The organism is Paraliobacillus sp. X-1268, assembly GCF_003426095.1.
GTDB classification, from domain to species: Bacteria; Bacillota; Bacilli; order Bacillales; family Amphibacillaceae; genus Paraliobacillus_A; species Paraliobacillus_A zengyii.
Window position 1 is genome coordinate 30,563 of record NZ_QJSK01000013.1, and the last position, 25,579, is coordinate 56,141.

23 protein-coding genes are annotated in these 25,579 nt (G+C 35.3%); all 23 read right to left on the bottom strand.

Annotated features, from left to right (window positions below):
- Positions 1–5 precede the first annotated feature (5 nt).
- Complete coding sequence (locus D2K62_RS18980; protein ID WP_198663184.1) at positions 6–176, bottom strand: hypothetical protein; 171 nt, start codon at positions 174–176, stop codon at positions 6–8.
- A gap of 70 nt (positions 177–246) precedes the next feature.
- Positions 247–1,089, bottom strand: coding sequence for an SDR family oxidoreductase (locus D2K62_RS13245; RefSeq protein ID WP_112179172.1), 843 nt, complete (start codon positions 1,087–1,089; stop codon positions 247–249).
- A 135-nt stretch (positions 1,090–1,224) separates the two neighbouring features.
- Positions 1,225–2,619 (bottom strand): DHA2 family efflux MFS transporter permease subunit, encoded by a 1,395-nt coding sequence (locus D2K62_RS13250; RefSeq protein ID WP_117161599.1) that lies wholly within the window; start codon positions 2,617–2,619, stop codon positions 1,225–1,227.
- A gap of 103 nt (positions 2,620–2,722) precedes the next feature.
- Positions 2,723–4,582 (bottom strand): ABC transporter ATP-binding protein, encoded by a 1,860-nt coding sequence (locus tag D2K62_RS13255; RefSeq protein ID WP_117161600.1) that lies wholly within the window; start codon positions 4,580–4,582, stop codon positions 2,723–2,725.
- Entirely contained in the window at positions 4,579–6,306 is a 1,728-nt protein-coding gene (locus D2K62_RS13260; RefSeq protein WP_117161601.1) for an ABC transporter ATP-binding protein, read from the bottom strand. Before D2K62_RS13260 ends, D2K62_RS13255 begins: the two co-directional genes overlap by 4 nt.
- Before the next feature lie 29 nt (positions 6,307–6,335).
- The gene (locus D2K62_RS13265; protein WP_112179164.1) at positions 6,336–6,785 is read right to left on the bottom strand and encodes a MarR family winged helix-turn-helix transcriptional regulator; all 450 of its coding nucleotides are present in this window, start codon (positions 6,783–6,785) and stop codon (positions 6,336–6,338) included.
- Between the two features lie 208 nt (positions 6,786–6,993).
- Positions 6,994–7,923, bottom strand: a complete 930-nt coding sequence (locus D2K62_RS13270; protein ID WP_117149420.1) for a methyl-accepting chemotaxis protein — start codon at positions 7,921–7,923, stop codon at positions 6,994–6,996.
- Complete coding sequence (locus D2K62_RS13275) at positions 7,920–8,522, bottom strand: hypothetical protein (RefSeq protein WP_117149421.1); 603 nt, start codon at positions 8,520–8,522, stop codon at positions 7,920–7,922. Before D2K62_RS13275 ends, D2K62_RS13270 begins: the two co-directional genes overlap by 4 nt.
- A gap of 258 nt (positions 8,523–8,780) precedes the next feature.
- A complete protein-coding gene (copZ, locus tag D2K62_RS13280) occupies positions 8,781–8,987 on the bottom strand; it encodes a copper chaperone CopZ (RefSeq protein ID WP_112179160.1) in 207 nt (68 codons plus the stop codon).
- Between the two features lie 23 nt (positions 8,988–9,010).
- On the bottom strand, positions 9,011–11,398 hold the full coding sequence (locus tag D2K62_RS13285) for a heavy metal translocating P-type ATPase (RefSeq protein WP_117161602.1): 2,388 nt from the start codon (positions 11,396–11,398) through the stop codon (positions 9,011–9,013).
- A 39-nt stretch (positions 11,399–11,437) separates the two neighbouring features.
- On the bottom strand, positions 11,438–11,758 hold the full coding sequence (locus D2K62_RS13290; protein ID WP_112179156.1) for a metal-sensing transcriptional repressor: 321 nt from the start codon (positions 11,756–11,758) through the stop codon (positions 11,438–11,440).
- A 149-nt stretch (positions 11,759–11,907) separates the two neighbouring features.
- A complete protein-coding gene (locus D2K62_RS13295) occupies positions 11,908–12,456 on the bottom strand; it encodes a hypothetical protein (protein WP_112179155.1) in 549 nt (182 codons plus the stop codon).
- A 274-nt stretch (positions 12,457–12,730) separates the two neighbouring features.
- Complete coding sequence (locus D2K62_RS13300; protein WP_112179152.1) at positions 12,731–13,135, bottom strand: S1 domain-containing RNA-binding protein; 405 nt, start codon at positions 13,133–13,135, stop codon at positions 12,731–12,733.
- 75 nt (positions 13,136–13,210) lie between these two features.
- Positions 13,211–13,591, bottom strand: a complete 381-nt coding sequence (locus D2K62_RS13305; RefSeq protein WP_112179150.1) for an FtsB family cell division protein — start codon at positions 13,589–13,591, stop codon at positions 13,211–13,213.
- Between the two features lie 7 nt (positions 13,592–13,598).
- A complete protein-coding gene (gene yabQ, locus D2K62_RS13310) occupies positions 13,599–14,198 on the bottom strand; it encodes a spore cortex biosynthesis protein YabQ (protein WP_112179148.1) in 600 nt (199 codons plus the stop codon).
- Positions 14,195–14,497 carry a sporulation protein YabP gene (yabP, locus tag D2K62_RS13315; protein ID WP_112179145.1) on the bottom strand — a complete coding sequence of 101 codons (303 nt, stop codon included), beginning with the start codon at positions 14,495–14,497 and terminating at the stop codon, positions 14,195–14,197. The genes yabQ and yabP overlap by 4 nt, the downstream gene beginning before the upstream one ends.
- A 64-nt stretch (positions 14,498–14,561) precedes the next feature.
- The gene (locus tag D2K62_RS13320) at positions 14,562–14,819 is read right to left on the bottom strand and encodes an RNA-binding S4 domain-containing protein (RefSeq protein ID WP_112179143.1); all 258 of its coding nucleotides are present in this window, start codon (positions 14,817–14,819) and stop codon (positions 14,562–14,564) included.
- 26 nt (positions 14,820–14,845) lie between these two features.
- Positions 14,846–16,297: a bifunctional methyltransferase/pyrophosphohydrolase YabN gene (gene yabN, locus D2K62_RS13325; protein ID WP_112179141.1), complete on the bottom strand. Its 1,452-nt coding sequence runs from the start codon at positions 16,295–16,297 to the stop codon at positions 14,846–14,848.
- Positions 16,281–17,894 (bottom strand): putative polysaccharide biosynthesis protein, encoded by a 1,614-nt coding sequence (locus tag D2K62_RS13330; protein WP_112179140.1) that lies wholly within the window; start codon positions 17,892–17,894, stop codon positions 16,281–16,283. Before D2K62_RS13330 ends, yabN begins: the two co-directional genes overlap by 17 nt.
- A gap of 100 nt (positions 17,895–17,994) precedes the next feature.
- Entirely contained in the window at positions 17,995–20,013 is a 2,019-nt protein-coding gene (ptsG, locus tag D2K62_RS13335) for a glucose-specific PTS transporter subunit IIBC (protein WP_112179138.1), read from the bottom strand.
- 245 nt (positions 20,014–20,258) lie between these two features.
- Entirely contained in the window at positions 20,259–21,101 is an 843-nt protein-coding gene (glcT, locus tag D2K62_RS13340) for a glucose PTS transporter transcription antiterminator GlcT (protein WP_112179137.1), read from the bottom strand.
- A gap of 142 nt (positions 21,102–21,243) precedes the next feature.
- Positions 21,244–21,777: a stage V sporulation protein T gene (spoVT, locus tag D2K62_RS13345; protein WP_112179136.1), complete on the bottom strand. Its 534-nt coding sequence runs from the start codon at positions 21,775–21,777 to the stop codon at positions 21,244–21,246.
- A 115-nt stretch (positions 21,778–21,892) separates the two neighbouring features.
- Positions 21,893–25,444 carry a transcription-repair coupling factor gene (mfd, locus tag D2K62_RS13350; RefSeq protein WP_117149426.1) on the bottom strand — a complete coding sequence of 1,184 codons (3,552 nt, stop codon included), beginning with the start codon at positions 25,442–25,444 and terminating at the stop codon, positions 21,893–21,895.
- Positions 25,445–25,579: the final 135 nt, after the last annotated feature.

Below are 25,579 nucleotides of genomic sequence, written 5' to 3' on the forward strand. Positions count from 1 at the left end.
CGTAATCAACCGCCAACTTTTCTTCGTGTATTACTTGGTTTTTTCGTTTGTTGGCTTTTCATACGTTGACTTGAACCATTTAAGTTCATTGTATTTTTTCCATTAGCTTGAGCTTGTTTCTTTCTTTCCAGTTGTTGCTTAACTATTTCTTGCGTACTAAGTTTCTTTTCGGTCATCATCTATCTCCTCTTTAGCATTCTTTTATTACTAGCTTATTATAATACAATATAGCAAAAAATGATCTATTTATTTTAATATCGTATGAATAACTAAACGTTCCCAACGCCTCCATGGCAACAATTGTTTCAATCTAAACTGTAAACTTACACCTCTTCCGATTGGATATCTAAATTTATCCACACGCTTCATCATTGCAAGCTTACAAATTAGATCAGCCACCATTCTAGGATCCCCATGTCTTTCTTTTCCATTGTCTAATGTTGTTAGTAACTGTTTCATATACGTATAATAAGGTGATTGTTCATCATACGTGCCGTTTACAATTTCCATTCCCGATGACCAAATATTTGTTGCAAATGATCCAGGTTCAACTAAAGCAACTTGTACACCGTATGGTTGCATTTCTAAACGTAAACTTTCTGAATAACCTTCGATGGCATGTTTGGATGACACATAGGGAGAAAGACCAGGAAAACCAACTTTACCACTTATACTGCTCATATTAATGATGGTACCTTTTGCTTGTTTTCGTAACTTTGGAATTACTGCCTGTGTAACAGCCATCAATCCAAATACATTTGTTTCAAACTGCCTACGATAGTCATCAATTGAAATGTCTTCTACAAATCCACCAATCGCAATACCTGCATTATTGACAAGTACGTCAAGACGATTTAAACTCTCGACCTTCACACGAAATTTTTCAACAGACTCCGCATTGGTAACATCTAAGGCGAATACTTCGATTTTATCTAATATTGCATGCTTTGTAGTAATCGTTCTGAATATATCCGATTTGTTAGGATCACGCATTGTTGCAATGACAGTAAACCCCTTATTCGCTAAGGCAATCGTTGTAAATAAACCTAAACCGCTTGAGGAACCCGTAACAACAGCCACTTTCTCCATCTAGTATTTCCTCCCGCCTATATTTTCTATACAAAAAACCAAGTAATTACCATGAAAATTATTCATAATAGTTACTCGGCATTCGTTTTTATTACTACTAATAGAATATCATAACTTAAAAACACAAATTTCCAGTTACTCCTTAACTTTACCTTTAATAAAGAAAGCTAATACAAAACCAATAATTGCTGTAAAACCCGCAACAATAAACGATACATTTACACCTCGAATAAGACCACTCATTCCTTCTTCAGGCAATGCACTGCTAGTCATAACAGTTACAAGTAATGCGACACCAACAGCTCTTGCTACTTGACGCATCGTATTATTCATCGCGGTACAATGTGGTATTAAATCAATAGGTAGCTGATTTAAACCTGCTGTTGTAGCTGGCATCATTACCAGTGCAACACCAAACATTCTTCCTGCATTAACAACTGCGAGAAAAGTAAAGGTCGTTTCTACCGTTAAATTGGTAAACATGAACGTTGTAATGGTTAAGATTAGTAAGCCAATAATTGCAAGCCATCTTGCGCCAAATCTATCAAATAACCTTCCAGCAATAGGACTCATAACACCCATTAATAAAGCTCCTGGCATTAACATTAAACCTGATTCTAATGCCGTAAAACCTAGCATGGTTTGCATAAATAAAGGTAAGATTACAGATCCACCAATCATAGCAATGAAGACGATCATACCAAGAATGGTCGTTATAGTGAAAACTTTGTTCTTAAACACTCTGAATTCAAGAATGGGTTGGTCTAACTTCAATTGTCTTAATATAAACAATAATAGACTTATAGCACCGACAATCATTGCAATAATTACTTCTAAACTACCCCAACCACTATTTCCTGCCGTACTGAAGCCGTATAACAAACCACCAAATCCAAAACTAGATAACATAATCGATAGTATATCAATTTTTTGATCTCTTCGCTCTGTTACATTTCTAAGAATGAAGTAAGCGACGATAATATCAATAGCAATTATCGGCAGAATAACATAAAACAAGCTACGCCAAGGAAATTGATCGACCAGATAACCGGATAAAGTTGGTCCAATTGCTGGTGCGAAAGCAATTACTAATCCAAACATCCCCATTGCGCTTCCCCGTTTTTCAATTGGGAAAATAAGAAACAGAATGGTTTGCATTAGTGGCATGATAATACCTGCACCAGAGGCCTGCAAAATTCTTCCTACCATTAACAACGAAAAGGTCGGAGCTACTGCACAAACCAATGTGCCAACACCAAACAATCCCATTGCTGTAAGAAACAAACCACGTGTCGTAAATCTCCCTATTAAAAACGCTGTAATTGGTATCATTATTCCATTAACTAACATAAAAATAGACTGCAACCATTGCGCTGTGTTGGCATCTAAGTTCAAATCTTCCATAATATGAGGCAATGCTGTCGCTAAAAGCGTCTGATTCAGAATAGCAGCAAATGCGCCTGATATTAGTACGATCATAAGCGGTACTTTATTAAGTTTTTGTTCGCCTTGAGCTTGATTGTTAACCATGTTGTGTTCCTTCTTTCTAATATATAAACTGCTCCTATCGTATCTACTAAAACATAGTTAGATCATAAGAGAAGTGTTTATAAAAACCACATTCTTGCTATACCTAAAAATCAGGCGCTGTCTCCAAAGTCTTTTGAGTTGTAAATTGACTATTATAAAGCTCTGCATAGAATCCTTCTTGACGTAAAAGTTCTGCATGCGTTCCTTGTTCAATCACATTCCCTTCATTCATAACGAGAATACAATCTGCTTTTTTAATAGTGGAAAGTCTATGTGCAATAACAAAACTCGTTCTGTTTTTCATTAGTTCATTCATGGCAGTTTGAATAAAACCTTCTGTTCTAGTATCAACACTACTAGTAGCTTCATCAAGAATCATAATCGTAGGATCAGCCAATATTGCCCGGGAAATAGTTAATAACTGCTTCTCCCCTTGTGAAAGATTAGATGCTTCTTCATTTAATCTTGTGTCATAGCCTTCTGGTAATGTTCGAATAAAATGGTCAGCATTAGCTATTTTAGCTGCTTTTATAATATCCTCCTCATTCGCTTTTTCGTTACCATAAGCAATATTCTCTTTAATTGTTCCATTAAATAACCATGTATCTTGAAGAACCATACCGAACATACTTCTTAGACTCTCACGCTTTAATTCTGTAATATCTACTTGGTCAATCGTAATTTTCCCTTGATTAACATCATAAAAACGCATAAGCAGGTTAATTAACGTTGTTTTACCTGCACCTGTTGGCCCCACAATTGCAATCGTCTGACCCTTCTTAACATCAATATTCAAATCATTAATGATGATCTCATTATTATTATATCCAAATCTTACATGTTCGAAAGTCACATCACCCTTTGGCGATGAAATTACCTTGGCGTCAGAAACTTCAGCCGGAAGTTCTTCTTCATCTAATATTTCAAAAACACGTTCTGCTGAGGCAATTGTTGATTGGATAATATTCGAGATATTTGCTGCTTGTGTTATAGGTTGAGAAAATTGTCTTGCGTATTGAATAAACGCCTGGATATCACCAATTCGAATTGTACCGCGTGTTACCAAGACGGCACCTACTACACAAATCAACACATAACCAGTATTGTTTACAAATGCCATAAGTGGTTGAATAACACCAGAAACAAATTGAGCTTTCCATCCATACTGGTAATGTTGCTCATTAATTTCTTCAAATTGCTGTTCTGCTATTTCCTCTCGTTTAAACGCTTTTATTATCGGGTGACCCGTGTACATTTCTTCCACATGTCCATTCAAATCACCTAATGTTCTTTGTTGGCCTTTAAAGTACCCTTGTGATTTTTTAACTATTATCGTTGTCAAGACAATACTTAATGGCAAAGTTAGAAGTACGATTATTGTCATTAATGGACTTATTGTCAACATCATGATGATAATACCGATAATTGTAACAATAGAAGTAATTACCTGTGTGACACTTTGTTGAAGTGTATTGCTTATATTATCAATATCATTAGTAGCACGGCTTAAAATGTCACCATTAGAATGTGAATCTAAAAACTTTAAAGGTAATCGAGTTACTTTTTCATTTGTATCTTTACGTAATTTATATACTATCTTTTGTGAAACTTCTACCATGATAAACTGTTGAACATAACTAAAAGCAGCACTAAACAGATACAAAAAGACTAAAATAAATATTAGTTGGCCAATATAGTCAAAGTCAATTGTTATACCCGAAACACCATTTACTTTAGCCATTAATCCTTCAAAGATCGTAGTTGTTGCTTTTCCCAGAAATATTGGACTTAAGATTGTAAATATTGTGCTTATGATAGCTGCGAAGAATACGACTATTAACCTCAGTTTATGTGGAGCCAAATAGCCAATCAAACGTTTGAGTGTTCCTTTGAAATCCTTTGCCTTTTTCACAGGCATCCCTAGGCCTTTTCTCGGTTGTTTATCATGTATCTCCCTGCTCATGCTATTTCCTCCTCTGATAACTGTGAGGATACAATCTCTCGATAGACGTTACAATTGGACATTAACTCTTTATGGGTACCAATACCAGCTGTTTTACCTTCATTTAAAACAATAATACGATCTGCATCCATAACAGTTGCTACTCTTTGTGCAACAATGATAACTGTAGCTTTTTTGACTTCCTGTGATAAAGCATCGCGTAGAGTTGCTTCTGTTTTAAAGTCAAGCGCAGAAAAACTGTCATCAAACAAATAAATTTCTGGTCGTTTCACGAGTGTTCGAGCAATAGCTAATCGTTGCTTTTGTCCCCCAGATACATTAGAACCACCCTGTGTAATGGATGCATTATAGCTACCTTCCATTGATTCAATAAATCCATTTGCTTGAGCAACTGTTGCTGCATGTATTACCTCTTCATCTGATGCATCTTGTTTACCATACCTAATATTTTCAGCAACTGTCCCTGTAAAAAGCGTTGCCTTTTGTGGTGTTAATCCAATCTTATCTCTTAAATCGGCTTGTGACATATCACGAATGTCTACTTCATCAATTAAGATGCTACCGCTAGTCACATCGTAAAAGCGAGGAATAAGATTAATTAAACTTGATTTACCTGAACCTGTTCCACCGAGAACTGCCGTTACTTCACCAGGCTTTGCATCAAATGTTAAATCAGAAATGGCGGCCTGTTCTGCACCAGGATAACTAAAGTTCACATGATTAAATGCGATGTATCCTTGTTTATTTTTATTGTTTTTTTGTTTTATAGGGTCTTTTATTTCAAATTTCATTTCGAGTACCTCATTGATTCGTGTTGATGAAACTTGGGCTCTGGGAATCATAACAAAAACAATCGAAACCATAATAAATGAGAACATAATTTGCATGCCATACTGAATAAAAGCCATTAAATCTCCGACTTGCATCCCACCATTACTTATTCGGATACTTCCAAACCAAAGGATTGCGATAGTAGAGAAGTTCAGGATGATCATCATAATTGGCATTAGTGATACCATAATTTTATTAACGGTTGTAGCTGTATCCATAAAGTCAATATTTATCTTGTCATACCGCTTCATTTCATAATTTTCCCGATTAAATGAGCGAATTACTCTTATTCCGGTTAAATACTCCCTAAAAACAAGATTTAAATGATCTAGTTTTTTCTGTAAAGCCTTAAATAATGGCATTCCTTTAATGGCTATTAGTGATATAGTTAAAATAAGTATTGGAATAGCAACCACAAAAACAAGCGATAACTTTGCATCTTTAGAGACCGCCATAATGATTCCACCAATAGCCATCATTGGTGCAGCAAGTAACATACGCAAGAGCATTATCGTCACTTGTTGAAGTTGATTTATATCATTTGTGGTTCTTGTAATTAATGATGACGTACCAATCTGATTAAACTCATGTAATGAAAAATTCTCTACATGATTAAATACACGTCTTCTCAGATCTTTACCGAATCCTACTGCGACTTTAGCTGAAAAGAAACTTGCAAGGATAGAGGCAACCATCGTAATCAAGGCTACTACTAACATAAACGCACCAATTTTTGTGATATAAGGGATATCTCCGTTTACAATTCCATTATCAACAATATCAGCCATTAATGTCGGTAGATACAATTGTGATAACGTTTGTATAGACACAAGTACCAGGACAAAACTTATAAATACTCTATATGGTTTAAGCATTTGAAATAATTTTAACATTACTATTATTCATCTCCGTATTGTCTATATTAAATTTTCTTTTTGTCATTATAATAAAGGAATACTTTGTCCATTAATTTAATTAATTGTTCACTTTGATCATCACCTAAGAATTCAATTAATCCATTAATTGATGCGGCATATTTTTCTGCTGCTTGTTCAGTGATTACATCTCCCTCATCTGTTAACGTTACTTTAATTGACCTTCTATCCTCTTTATTGATCTGCCTTTCCACTAAGCCACTTTCATCTAGACGATTAATTATTTGCGTAACAGTAGGTGATGTTACACGGAGAAATTTACTAATATCTGAAACAGTGACGTCTTGTTCTTCACCTAACTTTCTAATACAAAATAGTACTTCTATCTCGCTTGGTTTAAATTTACCAATCGTCTCTTTATTCCAATCAAGCTTTCTAAATTGCCGAGCTGATTTTATTAATCGTTGAGAAGTTGAGTCTTGATTCCAAAAATTCATCTAGTACACCTCGTATTTCTTTATCTTACTTAGATAGGTTACCTAACTAATAATTAGGTAACCTACCTATTATATTTGATGTTTATAATTTTTGTCAATAACTATAAGACCAAAAAAACCCTTTCTTCTTCAAGAAAGGGGGACAAGCTTCTTATATTTTAAAATTCAGCAATAATTTTATAAATTTAGAGAAGTTAAAATATATGTGTTAGGATTTGTTACCAAGGTCAAGCGTAAGGGTATTTAGCTCATCAACAAGATCATTTAAAGAGTTAGCAATTTCATTAATAGTTTCCATCGATACTTGTTGTTTTTCTGATGCGCTCGAAATACGGTCACTACTTTCTGCGGTACCTTTACTAACAGCCAACATGTTTTGCATCGATGTAGAAACATGTTCAGAACTAGCAGCTATTTCGTCTGATGTTGTTGATGTTTCATGTATTTGTTTATAAACCTTCTCCGCAGATACAATAATGCTTTCAAAGACGGTACCCGTTTGGTTAACTAAGCGGATCCCTTCTTTGACTTCTTTTGTTCCAGTTTGCATAGATTTAGTTGCAGTATTTGTATCAGTTTGAATCTCTTTAACCAAATTCCCAACCTTCTCAACAGACTGTTCCGATTGTTCAGCTAATTTTCTAACTTCATCTGCTACTACAGCAAATCCTTTACCATATTCCCCTGCTCTTGCTGCTTCAATTGCCGCATTAAGTGCTAATAAATTTGTTTGCGATGAAATATCCGATATAACAGTAATAATTTCATTAATTTCTGATGACCGTTTTTCTAGATTAACAATAACTTTTGATAAGTCTTCAAAAGAATTAGAAATTACATCGATCTGATCGATCGTTGCAAACACAGTTTCTTTTCCTAGTTTAGCTTCTTCCGTTGTTTGACTCGAAGCTTTAACAACAATTGATGCACTAGATGCTATTTGCTGAATACCTGCAGTCATTTCTTCTAAAAGCGTGCCACTTTCATATGCCATTGTAAGTTGGGTATCCGTATCGGCGGTCATTTGTTGAATAGACGTTGTTATTTGATTACTCATAAGTTGTGATTCTTGTGAGCTATCCTTTAGATTCTTAACTGTATCTAAAACCTTTTCACTCGTATCTGTTAATTGCTTCATGATTGCTTCATGATTTCTTCAATGATTATATGATTATTTTCGTTTTCATTTTGTAACAATGCCGTATGTTTTGCCTTAGATAAGATCTGCCACGTAGTAGCTCCAGTTGTTATAGCTAGAAAAAGAGCATGCAGTAACAACATAGAAAAAGAATACTCTAAAGCGCCAAAAATAAATACAGTAAAACTAGGGACAAAAAATCCTAGTAAGTGCTGTAAAACCAAAATACTCGTCATAATGAACAATAGCTTTATATTTTCATAATAGGCTAAGATAGCAACTACCATAAATAAAGAAAAGTGATATTCAACCATGCCCTCCCCACCAGTGATGGTACTTATACTAGCGAATGTTAACGTAAGTGTAATCAACAGTGGAATGCTATGGTGATCTTTTTTCTTTGCATAATAAAAACAAGTTACAATCAACAGCAGGATTGGTATAACTAAAATAATAGTAGAAACTAGATTGTAGTAATCTGGTAGCATGATCGTTCCATGCATCGGACTTATCAAATGAAGTTTATGAAGAATATGTACAACCACCGATATAAAAACGACACCCGATGCCAACATGAGCATTAATTTATTTTTATTCATTTAGTTTATAATTCCTTTCTTTCTCTATAGAGCTTAATATAATTAATAACATAAAGATATTTATTGTCCACTTCTTACATCGACATATTTCGACAAAATTAAAGATTTATAAAAAAAGGGTTCGAAGATAATGAAATAAATGGGATTTACTTAAGTGGCTATTCTTTCATCTTTCTGACCTTTTAAAAAAGATGACTCCGATTATATATCGAAGTCATCCTAGAGGTGAACTATTAGGAAAAATAAATTATTAGGATATTACGCTACATCATATCCCTGTTCTTCAACCGCTTCTTTCATTTTATCTTGATCAACTTTAGATGCATCATAGCTTACATCAACTTTTCCTGTTTCAAGGTTTACTTCTACCTTATCAATTCCATCTAACTCAACTAGTGCACCATTTACCGCTTTTTCACAATGATTACACGTCATACCCTTTACTTCTAATGTAATATGCTTCATTACTAATTCCTCCTAGTTATTATTTATATTTTCGTGCGTTTTAAACGTAGAGCATTGGACACAACAGATACCGAACTGAATGCCATTGCCGCACCAGCAATCCATGGTTGAAGAAGTCCTAAAGCAGCAATAGGAATTCCTGCTGTGTTATACGCTAATGCCCAAAAAAGGTTTTGACGAATGTTTGTCATTGTTTTTCGACTTAAACCAATCGCTTTAGGAATATTACCAAGGTCTCCACCTACTAATGTAATACCAGCAGTTTCAATGGCAACGTCTGTACCTGTTCCAATAGCAATGCCTATATCTGCAGTCGCTAAAGCGGGTGCATCATTAATTCCGTCACCTACCATTGCAACTTTTCTGCCCTGCTCTTGAAGTGATTTCACATGATTCGCCTTATCTTCTGGTAACACTTCTGCAAATACATTAGTAATTCCAACCTGTTTCGCAATGGCATTTGCAGTACGTTCATTATCACCAGTAATCATATAGACACCAATGTTTTGTGCTTTTAGCTGCGTAACAGCATCTTTGGCATTTTCTTTTACTGTATCAGCTACAGCAACTATTCCAGCAATTTTATTATCCATTGCAATTAACATCGCCGTTTTACCGTCTATTTCATATTTCTCCATTTGATCCTCATAGCTACTAAATACTATATTGCTTTCTTTCATTAATTTACGTGTTCCCACAAGTATACATTTTCCGTTTATATCTGCCTTAATACCATGACCAGGTATGGCTTCAAATGTATCTGTTTCTAATAAATCAACATTCTCTTTCTTACCATATTCAACTATAGCTTCAGCAAGTGGATGTTCAGATGACTTCTCAGCGGCAACTAAATAGGCTAGCGCTTCAGCTGTAAAGTATTGCATATCCGTTACTTCTGGCTTACCTTTTGTTAGCGTACCTGTCTTATCTAATATAATTGTATCGATTTTATGTGCTGTCTCTAGATGTTCGCCACCTTTAAAAAGCACTCCAGTTTCTGCACCTTTTCCTGTTCCAACCATAATGGAAGTTGGTGTCGCCAATCCTAATGCACAAGGACATGCAATAACAAGAACAGCAATTGATGCTTCTAAAGCTGCTGGCCAATTTTGTGGTTCTACCACAAAGAACCAAATTAGAAATGTTAGGATCGCAATACCTACTACTATTGGAACAAAAATTCCGGATATAACATCGGCTAATCTTTGTATAGGTGCCTTTGATCCTTGTGCATCCTCTACTACCTTTACAATAGTTGCTAAAGCAGTATCCTTTCCAACTTTTGTAGCTTCTATTTGTAATGTGCCGTTTTTATTAATCGTCGCACCAAAAAGATGATCATCAATTGTTTTCTCAACGGGAATTGATTCGCCTGTAATCATCGATTCATCTACAGCTGATTTCCCAGAAACAATTACACCGTCAACAGGAATCTTTTCTCCTGGTTTAACAACAACCTTATCTCCTAAAACTACTTGTTCTAACGGGACTTTCATTTCAACTTTATCCCGTATGACGGTTGCGTCTTTTGCTTGCAAACTTAACAACTTAGAAATAGCCGCGGTTGTTCTTCCTTTAGCCATTGCTTCAACTAGTTTCCCTACTAAGATTAACGTGATCAATACAGCGCTTGTTTCATAATATAAATGTGGCACGTAACCTGTGTTCACTGTTGCTCGAATACCTTCTACTAAGCTATAAAAGTAAGCAGCGGATGTTCCCAATGCGACAAGCACATCCATATTAGCACTCTTATTTCTCAAACTCTTATAGGCACCTGTGTAGAATGGACCTCCAATATAAAATTGGACCGGTGTTGCTAAGATAAACTGGATCCAAGGATTCATTAAGACACCAGGCATAGGGAGACCTATATCCCAAGGCAGATGACCAACCATCGCATAAAGTAGCGGTAATGTTAAGGTGGATGAGATTAATAACTTAATTTTCTTTTCACTAATTTCAGCTTCTTTATGATCTTTTTGTTCTTCCCTATCTTGACTACTTTTTGCCTCATACCCTAACTTAGCTACTTTTTCGGTAATTTGATCGACACTAACAATACCAGGTTGATATTCGACTAAACCTTTCTCTGTTGTTAAGTTAACAGAAGCTTTCACACCGTCCATTTTGTTTAAAACTTTCTCAATTCGAGCGGAACAGGCGGAACAAGTCATACCATATATATCAAACTCGACCTTTTCAGTTCCAATATCATATCCAATTTTTGATATTTTCTCCGAAAGATCAGTAACTGAGACTTTTTCTTCATCATATTGAATCGATGCCTTTTCCAATGCAAGATTAACGTTTGCTTTTACACCATCCATCTTGTTTAGCGCTTTTTCTATTCGGGTAGAACAAGATGCACACGTCATTCCTGTAATCGCAACATCAATTTTTTTAGTCATAAAATTCACCTCCAATTAAAGCTTTCTTATATCTTTCTACTACTTTGAAAACTGTTGCATAACTTTCATTAGTTCATCAATTGACTCTTCACCATTTCCTGTCGTAATTGCATGTGAAACACAATGATGCATATGTCGTTCAAGTAATTGAAAACCTGTATTTTTTAACGCGGAATTAATTGCACTTATTTGAACTAATATATCAATACAATATCGTTCTTCCTCGACCATTTTTTGAATTCCTCTAACCTGACCTTCAATTCGCTTTAAACGATTAATAACTTTTTGTTGCTCCGATTCACTTCGTGGTTTAATTGGTTTTTTATCGCTATCAGTCGGTAAATTCACTTCATTAATCATGTTACACACTTCCTTTTACTATTTATACATATACCCTACCATAGTATTGTATCCAATTTCAATAAAAAAAATCACAGACATCTGTGTTTTGTTAGTTGAATCAAAAAGCTACCACATGTTTCATGGTAGCTTTTTTAATACAGTAATAATTATTCTACAGTAGTTTCACCGGAAACTTCACCTGATATATCAGCTGAATCTTGAAATTCTTGAGTTGCAAATGTAAGATTTCCATCTATATTTGCTGATTCATGAAGTTGAAAGCCATTAGCCTCTACATAAACATCACCAGCAAGTGTACCGCCTTGGAAATTTAAGTTTTCACTTTGTACAGTTAATTGTGGAACTGTAAGCGTGAAGGAATCAGTGATATTATGATCGTCATCTTGCGTGTATACTGCAATTTTACGGTAAATATCCTCTGCTTCATCGCCACTATTGTGGAACTCTCCAGCTACTACAACTTCTTGATCGATTTCAATGTCATTTAGTGTTGCAATAATCCAAGTTCCGTCTTCACTAACTGCATCAACAAAAGCTTCTGCTTCGTCAACGATTGAAGCGGTTGTTACTACATCTGCTTCTTCTTCTGTTGTTTCCTCTTCTGTACCTTCTGTTGACGAAGCATCCTCATCAGATCCACAAGCCGCTAATAAAGATACTGAAAGAATCATTGCTAAAAATAGTTTGAATTTCATTTTTATTTCCCCCTATTAAGTATGATTGATTACCTTACAAATAAATCTTATCATATATTTAAGACTTATAGAGATTGAAAGTATGTATATTTTGTGAAAACTTGAGCAAATTTTATGTTACTAGATAATCTTATATTTTTTAAGTCTTATTACATCAAAAAACCACCATCGCAGAAAACGAAAGTGGCCTTTTTAATGCTGCATATTAAAATTTGTATTTAACGTTCACTGTATTTTTAGGCTAGCATTTTATTCATATCAATTAGACAGTAAGTTAGCCTTTCTTAGCACCTCTACCACCTCGTTTTGACTCCGTGTTTTTACGTAAAGATGCTAAACGATCTTCAGAATCTTTTAAAAAACTACTCATTTTATCTTCAAACGATTCGGCGCGCTCTCGGCTTTTCTTCGGATTCTTGTTCTTTCGATTACCTTTTGATGGGTTATCTATTGCCTTTTTAATTGACAATCCAATTTTGCCATCTTTTTCGACATTAATTACCTTTACCGTTACTTGATCACCGACAGTTAGATGTTCATTAATGTCCTTCACATATTTATCGGCAACTTCGCTAATATGCACTAACCCTGTGGAACCTCCTGGTAGTTCGATGAATGCCCCAAAATTAGTAATACCAGTTACCTTGCCCTGCAACTTACCGCCTACTTCAATTGACATAAAAAAAATGCTCCTCCTTAAGATTTTAAAAAAGATGTTCTACATCTATATTATATCTAAGCACTGAAAAGCGTGTCAATAGGCGGGATCTTCTTGTGGAAGCTTGAAAACTATCTCGCCTTCCTCTGTAAAAAAGTAATTCGTTTTAGCAATTTGAAGAACGTATTCCTCATCTTCTAATAACTTAATTTCCTCTTCTAAGTCTTTTTCCGTATTCGTCAAGGCTGTTGCCTGTTCTTCTAATGTTTCTAACTGTTCTTGTTTTTGTGCGTATACCACACGTTGACTAATATGATACGTTAAGACGCTTGCAAAAGTGACACCTACGATGATAGCAAATAGTGTTAGGCGACGACGCAGTCTACTCTTTTTCTTTCGTTGTCTTTGTACATGTGCATCATATTGTTCCATATATCTAGAGTTTATCTTTGCTACTTTTCTTTCTCTTCGTCCCACCTAGCAACTACCTCCTTTTATTCCAGCTGTTTTTCCACCTTTTACTTATATTATTCTCTATTCTACTATAAAATCCTGCTAAAGAAACGAAGTAATTTTTCACAGTCTTAGGTAATAGAAGCCAACAGCCTTTACCTATCAATTGTAATGGCCAGTAAATAATACGAAAAATAATTCGTAATACAAAGTAAAGAACACGGCCAAACAGTAACAGCAAAGCCAATAACAGTTGAATTAGCCACATAATCGGTTTAATGAACATAACTTGTACCAATTGATAAAAAAATCGATAAATAGCACGTATACAAACAATAAAACGTTCTAATAGACCTAGATAAACAGAAACAAATAAGCTCTTATATGTCGCAAAACCACATAATATAGCAAGGAGAATATAAACTCTTAATTCACCTTGATTAACCAAGAATAATGAATAGAACAAGATAAGCGTTTGTAAGAGCCAGAAACTTATTTCCATTCCGTAATGAAACAGAACATTTTTATTCCAATACACTTCAAACCGTCGAAACGTATCAAGTGCAGCACCCAAATAAACTCCGCTAATAAACATTACTGCCATCGTAACAAATTGCGTTGTCAGCGTCATTTAAAAAGCTTACTAAAGAGTCCTTTAGCTTTATCTCCTTGTTGTTCATCAATATAAGAGAGTTCAAATATTTTACCTTTTATCGCTATATTCCCTTCACCAACATCTAAATTCTTGATTTGTAAATTCTCACCACGAATCATGATGTAACCCATAACAGTTTGCAATAAAAATTCCTGATTATCAAAGCTATCAACTTCTTTAACGCCACTAATATCAATACTTCTTCGATTATTTATACGAACCTGATGTTCTGTTTGGACAGTCGTTGATGGATAGTAATTCGTCTCATTAACCATGAAAAGTCCCTCCCTTTATCCATACAATGTATGTCAGGAAGGACAAGTTTAGAACAAAGAGAAACTAATTAACAGCTTCTTCCTTTTTAACTGTATATAAGGTGGTTGCCTCGTCCTTCTTCACAACTTCTCGGACGGATTCAATTAGAATCGTTAATCGTTTTTGACCAAATTGAATGATTAACTCATCACCAACCGCCACATTCGATGATGCCTTTGCTTGGTTACCGTTGATACTAATACGACCTTGATCCGCTACTTCTTTTGCCAATGTACGGCGTTTAATTAATCTGGATACTTTTAAAAATTTATCCAATCGCATAATGTATTTGCTCACTCCCTAAACTTTTATTCTAATTTTTTAGCTTCTTGCCATAATTGATCTAATTCTAACAGAGTCATTGACTCCAAAAGCGATTCTCTTTTATTTACTTCTGCTTCGATGTAATGAAACCTATCTATAAATTTCTGGTTTGTTTGCTCTAGAGCAATTTCACTGTTAATTTTATAATATCTTGCTAGGTTAACAATAGCAAATAGAATATCTCCAAATTCTTTTTCAACTTGCAAATTCGTTCCATTTTCAAGTGCATCCTTAACCTCTGCTAGCTCTTCTGTAACTTTATCCCAGATAGGCTCCGGGTTTGTCCAATCAAACCCAACTTTTGCTGCTTCTTTTTGTAATCCTTCTGCCTTTATTAACGGCGAAGCTGCATCTGGTACCCTGTCCAAAATTGATATTGGACGCTGGGTTTTCTCTTGCCTTTTAATTGCTTCCCAGTTAGCTATTACCTCTAATTCATCATTTACTTCCACTGTATCAAATACATGTGGGTGCCTTCGAATCATTTTATCCGTAATCCCTTTTATAACATCATCAATTGTGAAATAACCTGCATCTTCTCCAATTTGACTATGTAACATAACTTGTAATAATACATCACCAAGTTCTTCTGCAATTGCATCATCATCTTCTTGATTAATCGCATCAATTAATTCATAAGCTTCTTCTATTAAATAGTTGCGCAAGGAATGGTGTGTCTGTTTTTGATCCCATGGACATCCATCCGGTCCTCTCAACTTAGCTATTACGTCACGTAGACGAAAAAACTTCTGATTAATCTGGTCTTCTTTAACCGGAGGTACATATACACTTGTTAAATTACTTAGCGTAACACCTTGATCCAACTCGACTAGCGGGATCGTATGCAGCGATTCATTCCCGCTTCCTACTGCTTCTACAATAGTAATAGGATGCTCTGGTGGTAGATCCTCTAATAAGGTTAACTTTACTTCAGAAGCAACAAAACTATCGTACACCTGACAAAAAACAATCTGATTACGGTAATCAATTTGACTTCGTTGGTAACTTGTTGCGTCCAAGAATTGAAAACCATCAATTGGATCAATCTTTAATGCTGTGAACAATGCGTCCAAATAGCTTTGTCCTCCGATTATAGTTACATCTACTTCTGTTTGTTGCAGTAATAATTGGACCGTCTTCTCAGCAAGCATAGGATGACCTGGTACAGCGTATAAAATAGATCCAGTATTTTTTGCTGCTTCTACTAACTTTTTGGCAATCGTTTGATAAACTCCTTCAAATTGGTCATTTGCTTCATAAATAGCATCGAAGGAAGTATATGTAATGTCATCTGCTTTTAACGCATCAATAACAGGGTGATCGACTGTCCGTAAATAAAGCGGTAATTCCTGCTTCGTTAACTTTCGATAAATGCCAAGCGGAAGTTGATCAATATCCCCAGCACCTAAACCTACTATTTCAATTCTTCCTACCATTTTTTTCTTTCTCTCCTTTCATAATTTGCGAAATAAAGTTCCCAAACGGTATAATGTCGATTTCTTTTTCAGTAAAAGCCTTTAATTGTATTAATAAGAAAAGATAAATCAAGGCCCCTATGATAATTATCACTAGTACAAAACCTAGATGATCCATACGTGATTGCACCTGCAATAACTGATATCCATATCGGTTCATTCCAAATATAAAAGTGAGCATTCCACTAATTGATAGGAAAAAACGTAACCATGGTACATCAATTAGTTTTAAACGTGGTAATGTTTTTTTAATTTGGTAAAGGTTAAAAACAAATACAACCGCGGCACTTGTTACCGTTGCCATTGATGCACCAACAACTCCAAAGTATGGTACCAAATATATATTTAGCACCCACTTTAAACCTACTCCGATAAGTACAAATAAAGCTGTTCGATAGACATATCCTAGCCCTTGTAAAATAGTTGCTGTAGTAATACTTAAGGACGCCAATACAATTGTGATAGATAGTATTTGTAATGTAACCGTACCACTTGTATCTTTAAATAACAAAATATTCACATAAGGAAAAAGGGCAATCAATCCCGCGGTGGCACCAGCAGATAAATAAAGGCTGAATTTCCACGAGCTTTTTATATAATCGTAAAATTGATCTGGTTTACTGTTTAAACGCTGTGTAGTGATTGTTGGAAGTAATGCTAATGCTAGTGAGGATCCAATGACGATTCCTAACTGAACCAATGGTTGACCGCGGTCAAATATGCCTTTCCAAGTCTGCGCTTCTAATAAGACTAAATCGCTTTTCAAAAGACCTGGTATTAGTGTAAACGCATCTGCAAATTGAAATAACAGTAGTAGCATATGATTAATGCTAATTACGATGCCATAGACAAGGATAACACGAACGGTACGCTTCCAATCAATAGACCGCGTTTCAAAGCCAGTTGTTTGTCTTTTTTGTTTTCTCCAAAATAGTAATAATACAACAGATGCGCAAATAGCACCTAAAAATGAAGCTAAAGCCGCTCCTGAGCCAATCATGTATAACGATTTTTGGTTTGAAATTATAAAAATTGCGGTCATAATTATAAACCCAACACGTACAATTTGTTCCATAATCTGTGAACTAGCAGTTGGTAGCATATTATTATACCCTTGGAAAATTCCCCGCAATCCAGATACAAGCGGAATAACTAAGAAAGGTAGTGCCGTCATTCTTAGCGGATCAATTAATTGAATATCACCCATTAGTTGGGCTATAAAAGGGGCACAATAGTAAATAGCCACTACTAGGCTTATGGAAAAAAGGGAGGTTAAACCAAATATCGGATAATAAAAAGAAAGAGGCATTTGTCCATCGTCGGTCTCATTTTGTTCCGCAACTAATTTCGATATCGCTGAGGGAAATCCATACAAACCGAGCATCAATGCCATTCCTAAAAAAGGGTATATTTGTTGATATATATAAAAACCTACATCTCCTGTAATGTTTTGTAATGGTATCCGGTAACCTGCACTTAAGATCTTACTAATTAACCCTGCTAGTGTGATCAATAGAGCTCCTTGAAAGAATTGTTTATCTGATTTTTCTTTTTTCATAGCATGTGCCTTTCTATGTCTAACATCATACTTTCTGGATGCTATTATACCACAAAAAAAAACCTCTCTAACCTGTTAAGGATAGAGAGGTTACATTTATTTATTTTATCTCGACGATTCCGCCTTGATTTTCATTTACTTGTCCTGCTTTAACTTCTATAGATTGACCTTCTTGTAGATTAGTGAAAATAATCGGTGTGATCGTTGATGCAGCATTTTCAGCAATATAATCTAAGTCTACTTCCATCAAGATATCTCCTTGTTTCACTTCTTGTCCTTCTTCTACTTTTTGTGTGAAACCTTCACCTTTAAGCTTCACTGTGTCAATTCCGATATGGATCAATAGTTCTAATCCATTTTCTGCTTGAAGACCAATTGCGTGCTTCGTAGGGAAAATATTTAGTACTTTTCCGTTTACTGGAGCAACTACTTTTCCTGCAGTTGGTTTAACCGCAAAGCCATCACCCATCATTTTTTGTGAGAAAACCTGATCTGGCACTTCCGAAATTGGTAAAATTTCACCTGCCATTGGACTACTTAAGTCGATTTTACCAGAAATCATAGGCGATGTTGAATCACTTTCTTCTTCCTTTTGACGTGGTGTTTTGCCATCAATAATATCTTGCATTTGGCCACGAATCGTGTCTGAAGATGTACCAAATATTGCCTGAATGTTATTGCCGACTTCCATTACACCAGAAGCACCTAAGTTTTTCAGACGTTTTTTATCTACATTTCCTTTATCAGCAACACTTACACGCAGGCGTGTTATACAAGCATCTAAATTCGTGATGTTTTCTTGTCCGCCCATTGCTTTAAGTATCTCATATGGACGATCATCTTCGTCGCCACTCTCTTGTATATCATCATCGCCTTCTTCTGCTTTTTCACGACCTGGAGTCGCTAGGTTGAATTTCAAGATTGCCCAACGGAAACCAAAGTAGTAAATGACAGCAAATACAAGACCAACAACAATTACCCAGAACCATTCCGTTCTATTTGGCATAACTCCAAATAGGATAAAATCAATTAGCCCACCTGAAAATGTCATACCAATTTTAACATCTAACAAGTACATCGTCATAAATGATAGACCTGCAAAAACTGCATGAATACCAAATAATATAGGTGCTACAAATAAAAATGAGAATTCAAGTGGTTCTGTAATACCAGTTAAGAAAGATGTAAGTGCAGCAGAACCCATGATACCTGCAACAAGCTTTTTCTTTTCAGGTCTAGCTGTGTGATAAATTGCTAGTGCAGCTGCTGGAAGTCCGAACATCATAAATGGAAATTTACCAGTCATAAAGTTACCAGCTGTAAAGTCTACACCATCTTTTAATTGTGCGAAGAAAATCGTTTGGTCACCACGTACAATCTCTCCAGCTGCGTTGGTATATTGTCCAAACTCAAACCAGAATGGTGAATAGAAAATATGGTGTAAACCAAACGGGATTAATGAACGTTCAATTACACCAAAGATAAATGTTGAAAGTGTACGGTTTGTTTCTAACATTAAGTGTGATAATGCGTTTAAGCCATCTTGTGCAAATGGCCATACAAATACCATGATAATACCTAAAATTAGTGAACTAAATGCTGTAATAATTGGCACAAAACGTTTCCCAGCAAAAAAACCTAAGAATTGTGGTAATTCAATATTAAAATATCTATTATAGAGAAACGAGGCAAGCAAACCGACTATAATACCACCAAAAACACCAGTTTGTACGGTATCAATTCCTAACATATTTGTGTAGGCTGGTTCATTTGCTGCCATGTCTGGTGTTACATTTTCGAATACACCCATCGTTACATTCATAATCAAATAACCAATGATTGCAGCAAGTCCTGCCACACCGTCTCCTTTAGATAATCCGATCGCTACCCCAACAGCAAATAGTAGCGGTAAGTTATCAAATACAATTCCCCCAGCTGCTTCCATTACCTCTAAAACTTTTAATACGCCCGGATTAGCAAACCATGTAAACTGCTCTGTCCATTGATCTTGAGCAAAACTAGTTCCAAATGCAAGTAAAATACCTGCAGCTGGTAATAACGCAACAGGGAGCATAAGTGCTTTCCCGACTTTTTGTAATGTACCAAATATGTTTGACATTACGAATTCCTCCTTTTTATAGTAATGCAGGTTCTAGTATGTGTAATAAATTAAATATAATGAATGTAATAGCGTTTTTCATAATTGTAAAATCTCACTAGAACAACTAAATCTAATAGTTATAGGTTATAAACACACAAAAAAGGCATGAGTATAAAAGTTCTTGTTATTGGTTGGATACGTGTATCCTATCAATAACTAAGATAACTTCTGTACTCATGCCTGATCGTATCAGTAACACGTAACTAAATTTTATCAGTTAAACGCTGTAGATGAATTGTCAAATATAATACTTCGGTATCATCTACTGGCCTATTTAATTGTCTCTGCATCACTTTGATTAACTTCCATGAAAGATTATAGCATAAAGGATAAGTCATCTTCAACATTTCTGCTAATGTTTTTTGCTCACCTAGTTTTTCCCCTTGATAAACACGGTCAATAGCTCTATGTAAATGTTGAATTAAACGATTGTAGTTAACATTTCCTTTTTCTACTTTTACCTCTAAGTTCTCCTCTATTACTTTAATCATCTTAGTAATTAACTGATGATGCTTATTAATATCATGTAGCGATTTATCTGTGACTGCGCTATGAATATGCAAAGCAATAAATCCAACTTCTCCATCTGGGAAAACCACATCTAACCGTTCTTTTATCTTAGCCACTACTTCAGTCGCTACTTGATATTCTTTTGGATAAAGTGATTCAATTTCAAACAAAAATGGACTGTTAAACTGAATATTTTTATGCACGCGATTAATCGCAAATGCTAAATGATCCGTTAGTGCAACATGAATATGCTCATTCAAAGAATGTCCCATTCGCTCTTCGATATAAAACAAAATATCATTCATAAAGCTAATAAGCTCATTATCTAGATGAGCTAATAAATGCATATACTGTTCTTTTTCTTGCTTATCCTTTAATAGAAAAGTCTTATCTGCTTGATCAAACGGAACAGCATCTCCCTGTTTCTTGTTAAAACCAATGCCTTTTCCTATTAAAACAACTTCCTTATAAATCGGATGAGTTGCAATAATGACATTATTATTTAAGACTTTTTCAACCATAAGCTCTTGTTCCATAACAATCCCCCAAAGCTATTGCCATTCATCCCATTACTACTATTAATCCTATATGCAAACGTTATAATTGGCAAGTACTAAGTAATAATAAAGCAAAAAAAGTGATGGCTAACCATAAGGCCCATCACTTTTTTTCATATTCTCAATCCATTTGTCTCGCTAAGAAACTTGCTGCTGTCTCTGCTGCTTTTTGCTCTACGGTTGACATTGACTTTTCAGTTGAAAATATAATGACACAGCCAATCGGATCTCCATTTGCGATAATTGGATGCATGACGTAAGAAGCATTCAATATTTCTTGATCAGCAACTAATTCTAATGCGACATTATCAGGTTTCATTAAACCTGTCCGATCTTCCATAACTTTTTCTATTGATTGTGATATATTTTTTCCTAAATAGTCCTTTTTAGATTCACCTGCTACCGCTATAAAGTTATCACGGTCACAAATTAAAACTCCATTTCCGATAGATTCAAAAATAGCTTCAGCATATTCTTTTGCAAAAGTTCCAAGTTCACGAATTGGTGAATATTTCTTTAATATCACTTCCCCTTCACGATCAACAAAGATCTCTAATGGGTCCCCTTCTCTTATTCGTAACGTCCTTCTTATCTCTTTTGGAATAACTACTCTTCCTAAATCATCAATGCGACGTACAATTCCTGTAGCTTTCATTATGAGTGTTACCTCTCTTTCTCTGATGATTATTACACTGGTTCTGTTTCTGAATGGCTATATAGAAACAGAAATAACCCGTTGTAATATTTAGTATGGTTGCTTGTTAAAAGAACTATACATCCTTTTTAATAACATCTCGTTGCATTGCTCCTAAAGCTTTGATAAAAGCTAACACGTGTTCATAGCGCTTGGGATACACTTTTTCTGTTAATGTAAAACTAATTTTCAAATTTAGATTATCTGTACCAAGTTGCATATCGCGTCCAAACTGCGTGGTATATTCAAATAATTTTTCTCCATCAATCTCTTGGCTTTTTTGTTGATCTACTATTATTTCAATTTGTTTCTTCTTCTCTTTAATCGATTCTACGCTATTCTTTTTCGCTTCCACTTTCAAAGTTGTAACATCAATTAGATTTGCAACTTCTAATGGATAATCGCCAAAACGATCGGTTAATTCTTCACGAACATCTTCTACATCTTCCAACGTAGTAATCGCTTGAAAACGTTTATACATATCGATTTTTTGTTTACCATCTGGGATATACGTATCTGGAATATAAGCATCTATCGTAAGCTTCATTTCAGGTTCGAATGGTACAACTTCCACTTCATCTGTCAAGTCAACTTTCCGCTTATCAATGGCTTCTTTTAGCATTTGTGAATACATATCAAAACCTACTGAATCAATAAATCCATGTTGTTGGGCACCTAGAATATTACCAGCTCCTCGAATTGATAGATCACGCATTGCAATTTTAAAACCTGATCCAAGTTCAGTAAATTCTTTAATTGACTGTAATCGTTTTTCCGCAACTTCGGTTAATACCTTATCCTTTTGGTAAGTGAAGTAAGCATATGCAATACGATTACTACGTCCTACACGTCCTCTTAACTGATAAAGTTGACTTAGTCCCATACGATCAGCATCATACACAATTAATGTGTTTACATTTGGTATATCCACACCAGTTTCAATGATAGTAGTGCTAACAAGCACATCATACTCACCTTCTAGAAAACTTAGCATTATATTCTCTAACTCTGACTCATTCATTTGGCCATGAGCTACGGCTACTCTAGCATCACCGACTAATGAACTAATCTGTTGTGCCATTCTTTCAATGTTTTCAACACGATTGTATAAGAAGAATACTTGTCCACCACGTCCCATTTCACGTTCTATTGCTTCTCTTAGAAAAACAGGATTATACTCCAATACATAGGTCTGAATCGGAAAACGATTTGCTGGAGGTGTCTCAATTACAGATAAGTCTCTGACTCCTAGCATAGACATATGCAATGTTCTTGGTATTGGTGTTGCTGTTAAAGTTAACACATCAATATTTGTTTTTAATTGTTTAATCTTTTCTTTATGCTTCACACCAAATCGTTGTTCTTCATCAACAACCAATAAACCAATATCTTTGTAAATAACATCCTTAGATAACAAACGATGTGTACCAATCACTAGGTCAACAAGACCCTTTTCCATACCTTCTAGTGTAGCCTTTTGCTCTTTTCGGGTACGAAAACGACTTAACAAGCCAATGTTAATTGGATAATCTTGAAAACGTTCCGTAACCGTCTCATAGTGCTGTTGAGCTAATATCGTAGTTGGAACTAAAATAGCGACCTGTTTGCCTTCTGTGATCGCTTTAAAAGCTGCACGAATCGCTACTTCTGTTTTACCATACCCTACATCACCACAAAGCAAACGATCCATTGGTTGAATACGTTGCATATCTTGTTTGATTTCTTCGATACACCGTAGTTGATCCTCTGTTTCTTGATAAGGAAAGACATCTTCAAACTCACGTTGCATAGCGGTATCCTCTGCAAAGGCATATCCTTTTGCGGCCTCACGTTCTGCATACAATTCAATTAAATCATCTGCAATATCTTCAACTGTAGATTGAACTTTACTTTTTACTTTCTTCCATTCCGTTCCACCAAGCTTATAAAGTTTTGGTTCTTTTCCTTCTGATCCTACATATTTTTGTACTAAGTCAATCTGGTCAATTGGTACAAATAACTTGTCATCACCAGAATATTTTAATAGCATATAATCTTTATGAACTTCATTTACAACAAGTGTTTCAATACCAACAAAGCGACCTATTCCGTGATGAACATGAACAACATAATCACCAATTTTCAATTCTTGGTAATTTTTAATTCGTTCTGCATTTGAAATGTTTTGTTTTTGTTTCCTTTTAGGACGTATCGTATTTTTTTTGAATAATTCATTTTCTGTTAAGATCGCCAACTTATGTAGCGGTAACTCAAAGCCTCCATTAAGCCCACCAATCATAATGGTGATATTCTGTGTAGGTAACGAAATGGATTGGTCAGCAAGAACAGCTTCCATATCATAATCCCGTAATATGGACTGAACCTTTTCAGCTCTTTGGGCGTCTGGAACTAAAACAATAATGGAATAATCGCCTTTCTTCCAACGATCCATTTCATTTTGCAATAAATTCATTTGTCCATGAAACTCTTGCATGACACGACAAGAAAGATTGACAATATTTTGTGGTGTTGTGTTTGGAACATGACGAAGAAATACCGATAAATAAATTTTCGGGTGTGTCATTTTTTGCCAAACTGTATGCCAATCATAAGAGATAAATAAAGCACGTACCATTTTATTAACTTCCAACAGCGAGTTATGCCATTGGGCTTCTTCTTCGTCTAGATGTATAGCGGTTTCTTGTATACGACTCATCTCTTCTAAAACAATACAACCGTCTTTTGGTAAATAGTCTAGTAAACTAGCAGGAGTCTCATAGAAAAAACCACCATACTTATACATTTCTTGAAAACGTTCTAGCTCTTTCATTCGATCAATATCGTGACTAATTGTTTCTGACAACACTTCTTTTGCACCAGAGTCTTTTAATTTTTTTAACGATGCAGCTAATTCTGCTTCTAATCGATTTGCACCTAGTTGTATATCCTTATTCGTTAAAAGAAGCTCCGTAACAGGAGTTATTGTCATATGATCTAATTTCTCTAATGAACGCTGGGATGCGGCATCAAAAAAACGAATTGAATCCACTTCCTCATCAAATAGCTCGACCCGTATTGGATTTGACTCTGTAATCGGATACATATCAATAATCCCACCGCGCATACTGTATTCACCAGGACTAGATACCATGTCGACTCGATCGTAGCCCATTTCCAGTAATGATGTCATATACTGTTTAATTGGGATCTCCTTTCCAATCTCAAAACTTAATTGATAGGTATCCCAATAATGTTTTGGTGGCAATACTCTTTTTAAAGCCGAAACAGGTGCAACTAATACGCCATTTTTCGCTTGAGACCACTTTGTTAGAGCGGTAATTCGTTGACTTCGCATTTCTGGACTTGCTATAGCGATTTCGGATGCTACTAATTCATTTACTGGATAAAGATATACATTGTCTTGATCTGATAATTCAATTAAATCATCATAGAGCTGCTGTGCTTGAGTTAATTGATGTGTTACTAGTAAAACCGGCTTATCAACTGCGGTTTGTAACATAGCAACTAACGTACTACGTGCTGAACCAGATAAACCACTAACAAGTTGCTCACTTAGACCAACTTTTACGCCGTCAATAACCGAATTAAAATCATCATAGCTATTTAAATACTCTTTTATTCCTTGCATAATGTTTCCCCCTAAAACGATGCGATACAGTGTATGCTTTCCAATCCATCTATAACGTACAAAAATGCCTTGGTTAACAAACCAAAGCCATTTTCGCTTTTCTACCATTTTTTATCGACTGTTTTTTCATCAAAA

Coding starts and splice junctions, on each gene's coding strand:
- yabQ (WP_112179148.1), bottom strand. CDS start 14,198: ATGACGCTGACAACGCAATTTGTTACGATGGCAGTAATGTTTATTAGC.
- D2K62_RS13290 (WP_112179156.1), bottom strand. CDS start 11,758: ATGATTAATGAAGTGAATTTACCGACTGATAGCGATAAAAAACCAATT.
- ptsG (WP_112179138.1), bottom strand. CDS start 20,013: ATGTCAAACATATTTGGTACATTACAAAAAGTCGGGAAAGCACTTATG.
- mfd (WP_117149426.1), bottom strand. CDS start 25,444: ATGCAAGGAATAAAAGAGTATTTAAATAGCTATGATGATTTTAATTCG.
- D2K62_RS13265 (WP_112179164.1), bottom strand. CDS start 6,785: ATGAATTTTTGGAATCAAGACTCAACTTCTCAACGATTAATAAAATCA.
- D2K62_RS18980 (WP_198663184.1), bottom strand. CDS start 176: ATGACCGAAAAGAAACTTAGTACGCAAGAAATAGTTAAGCAACAACTG.
- D2K62_RS13330 (WP_112179140.1), bottom strand. CDS start 17,894: ATGAAAAAAGAAAAATCAGATAAACAATTCTTTCAAGGAGCTCTATTG.
- copZ (WP_112179160.1), bottom strand. CDS start 8,987: ATGAAGCATATTACATTAGAAGTAAAGGGTATGACGTGTAATCATTGT.
- yabN (WP_112179141.1), bottom strand. CDS start 16,297: ATGGTAGGAAGAATTGAAATAGTAGGTTTAGGTGCTGGGGATATTGAT.
- D2K62_RS13285 (WP_117161602.1), bottom strand. CDS start 11,398: ATGACTAAAAAAATTGATGTTGCGATTACAGGAATGACGTGTGCATCT.
- D2K62_RS13260 (WP_117161601.1), bottom strand. CDS start 6,306: ATGTTAAAATTATTTCAAATGCTTAAACCATATAGAGTATTTATAAGT.
- spoVT (WP_112179136.1), bottom strand. CDS start 21,777: ATGAAAGCTACAGGAATTGTACGTCGCATTGATGATTTAGGAAGAGTA.
- D2K62_RS13275 (WP_117149421.1), bottom strand. CDS start 8,522: ATGAATAAAAATAAATTAATGCTCATGTTGGCATCGGGTGTCGTTTTT.
- D2K62_RS13320 (WP_112179143.1), bottom strand. CDS start 14,819: ATGCGATTGGATAAATTTTTAAAAGTATCCAGATTAATTAAACGCCGT.
- D2K62_RS13270 (WP_117149420.1), bottom strand. CDS start 7,923: ATGAAGCAATTAACAGATACGAGTGAAAAGGTTTTAGATACAGTTAAG.
- glcT (WP_112179137.1), bottom strand. CDS start 21,101: ATGGAACAAGAGCTTATGGTTGAAAAAGTCTTAAATAATAATGTCATT.
- D2K62_RS13255 (WP_117161600.1), bottom strand. CDS start 4,582: ATGAGCAGGGAGATACATGATAAACAACCGAGAAAAGGCCTAGGGATG.
- D2K62_RS13295 (WP_112179155.1), bottom strand. CDS start 12,456: ATGAAATTCAAACTATTTTTAGCAATGATTCTTTCAGTATCTTTATTA.
- D2K62_RS13300 (WP_112179152.1), bottom strand. CDS start 13,135: ATGTCAATTGAAGTAGGCGGTAAGTTGCAGGGCAAGGTAACTGGTATT.
- D2K62_RS13250 (WP_117161599.1), bottom strand. CDS start 2,619: ATGGTTAACAATCAAGCTCAAGGCGAACAAAAACTTAATAAAGTACCG.
- yabP (WP_112179145.1), bottom strand. CDS start 14,497: ATGGTTAATGAGACGAATTACTATCCATCAACGACTGTCCAAACAGAA.
- D2K62_RS13245 (WP_112179172.1), bottom strand. CDS start 1,089: ATGGAGAAAGTGGCTGTTGTTACGGGTTCCTCAAGCGGTTTAGGTTTA.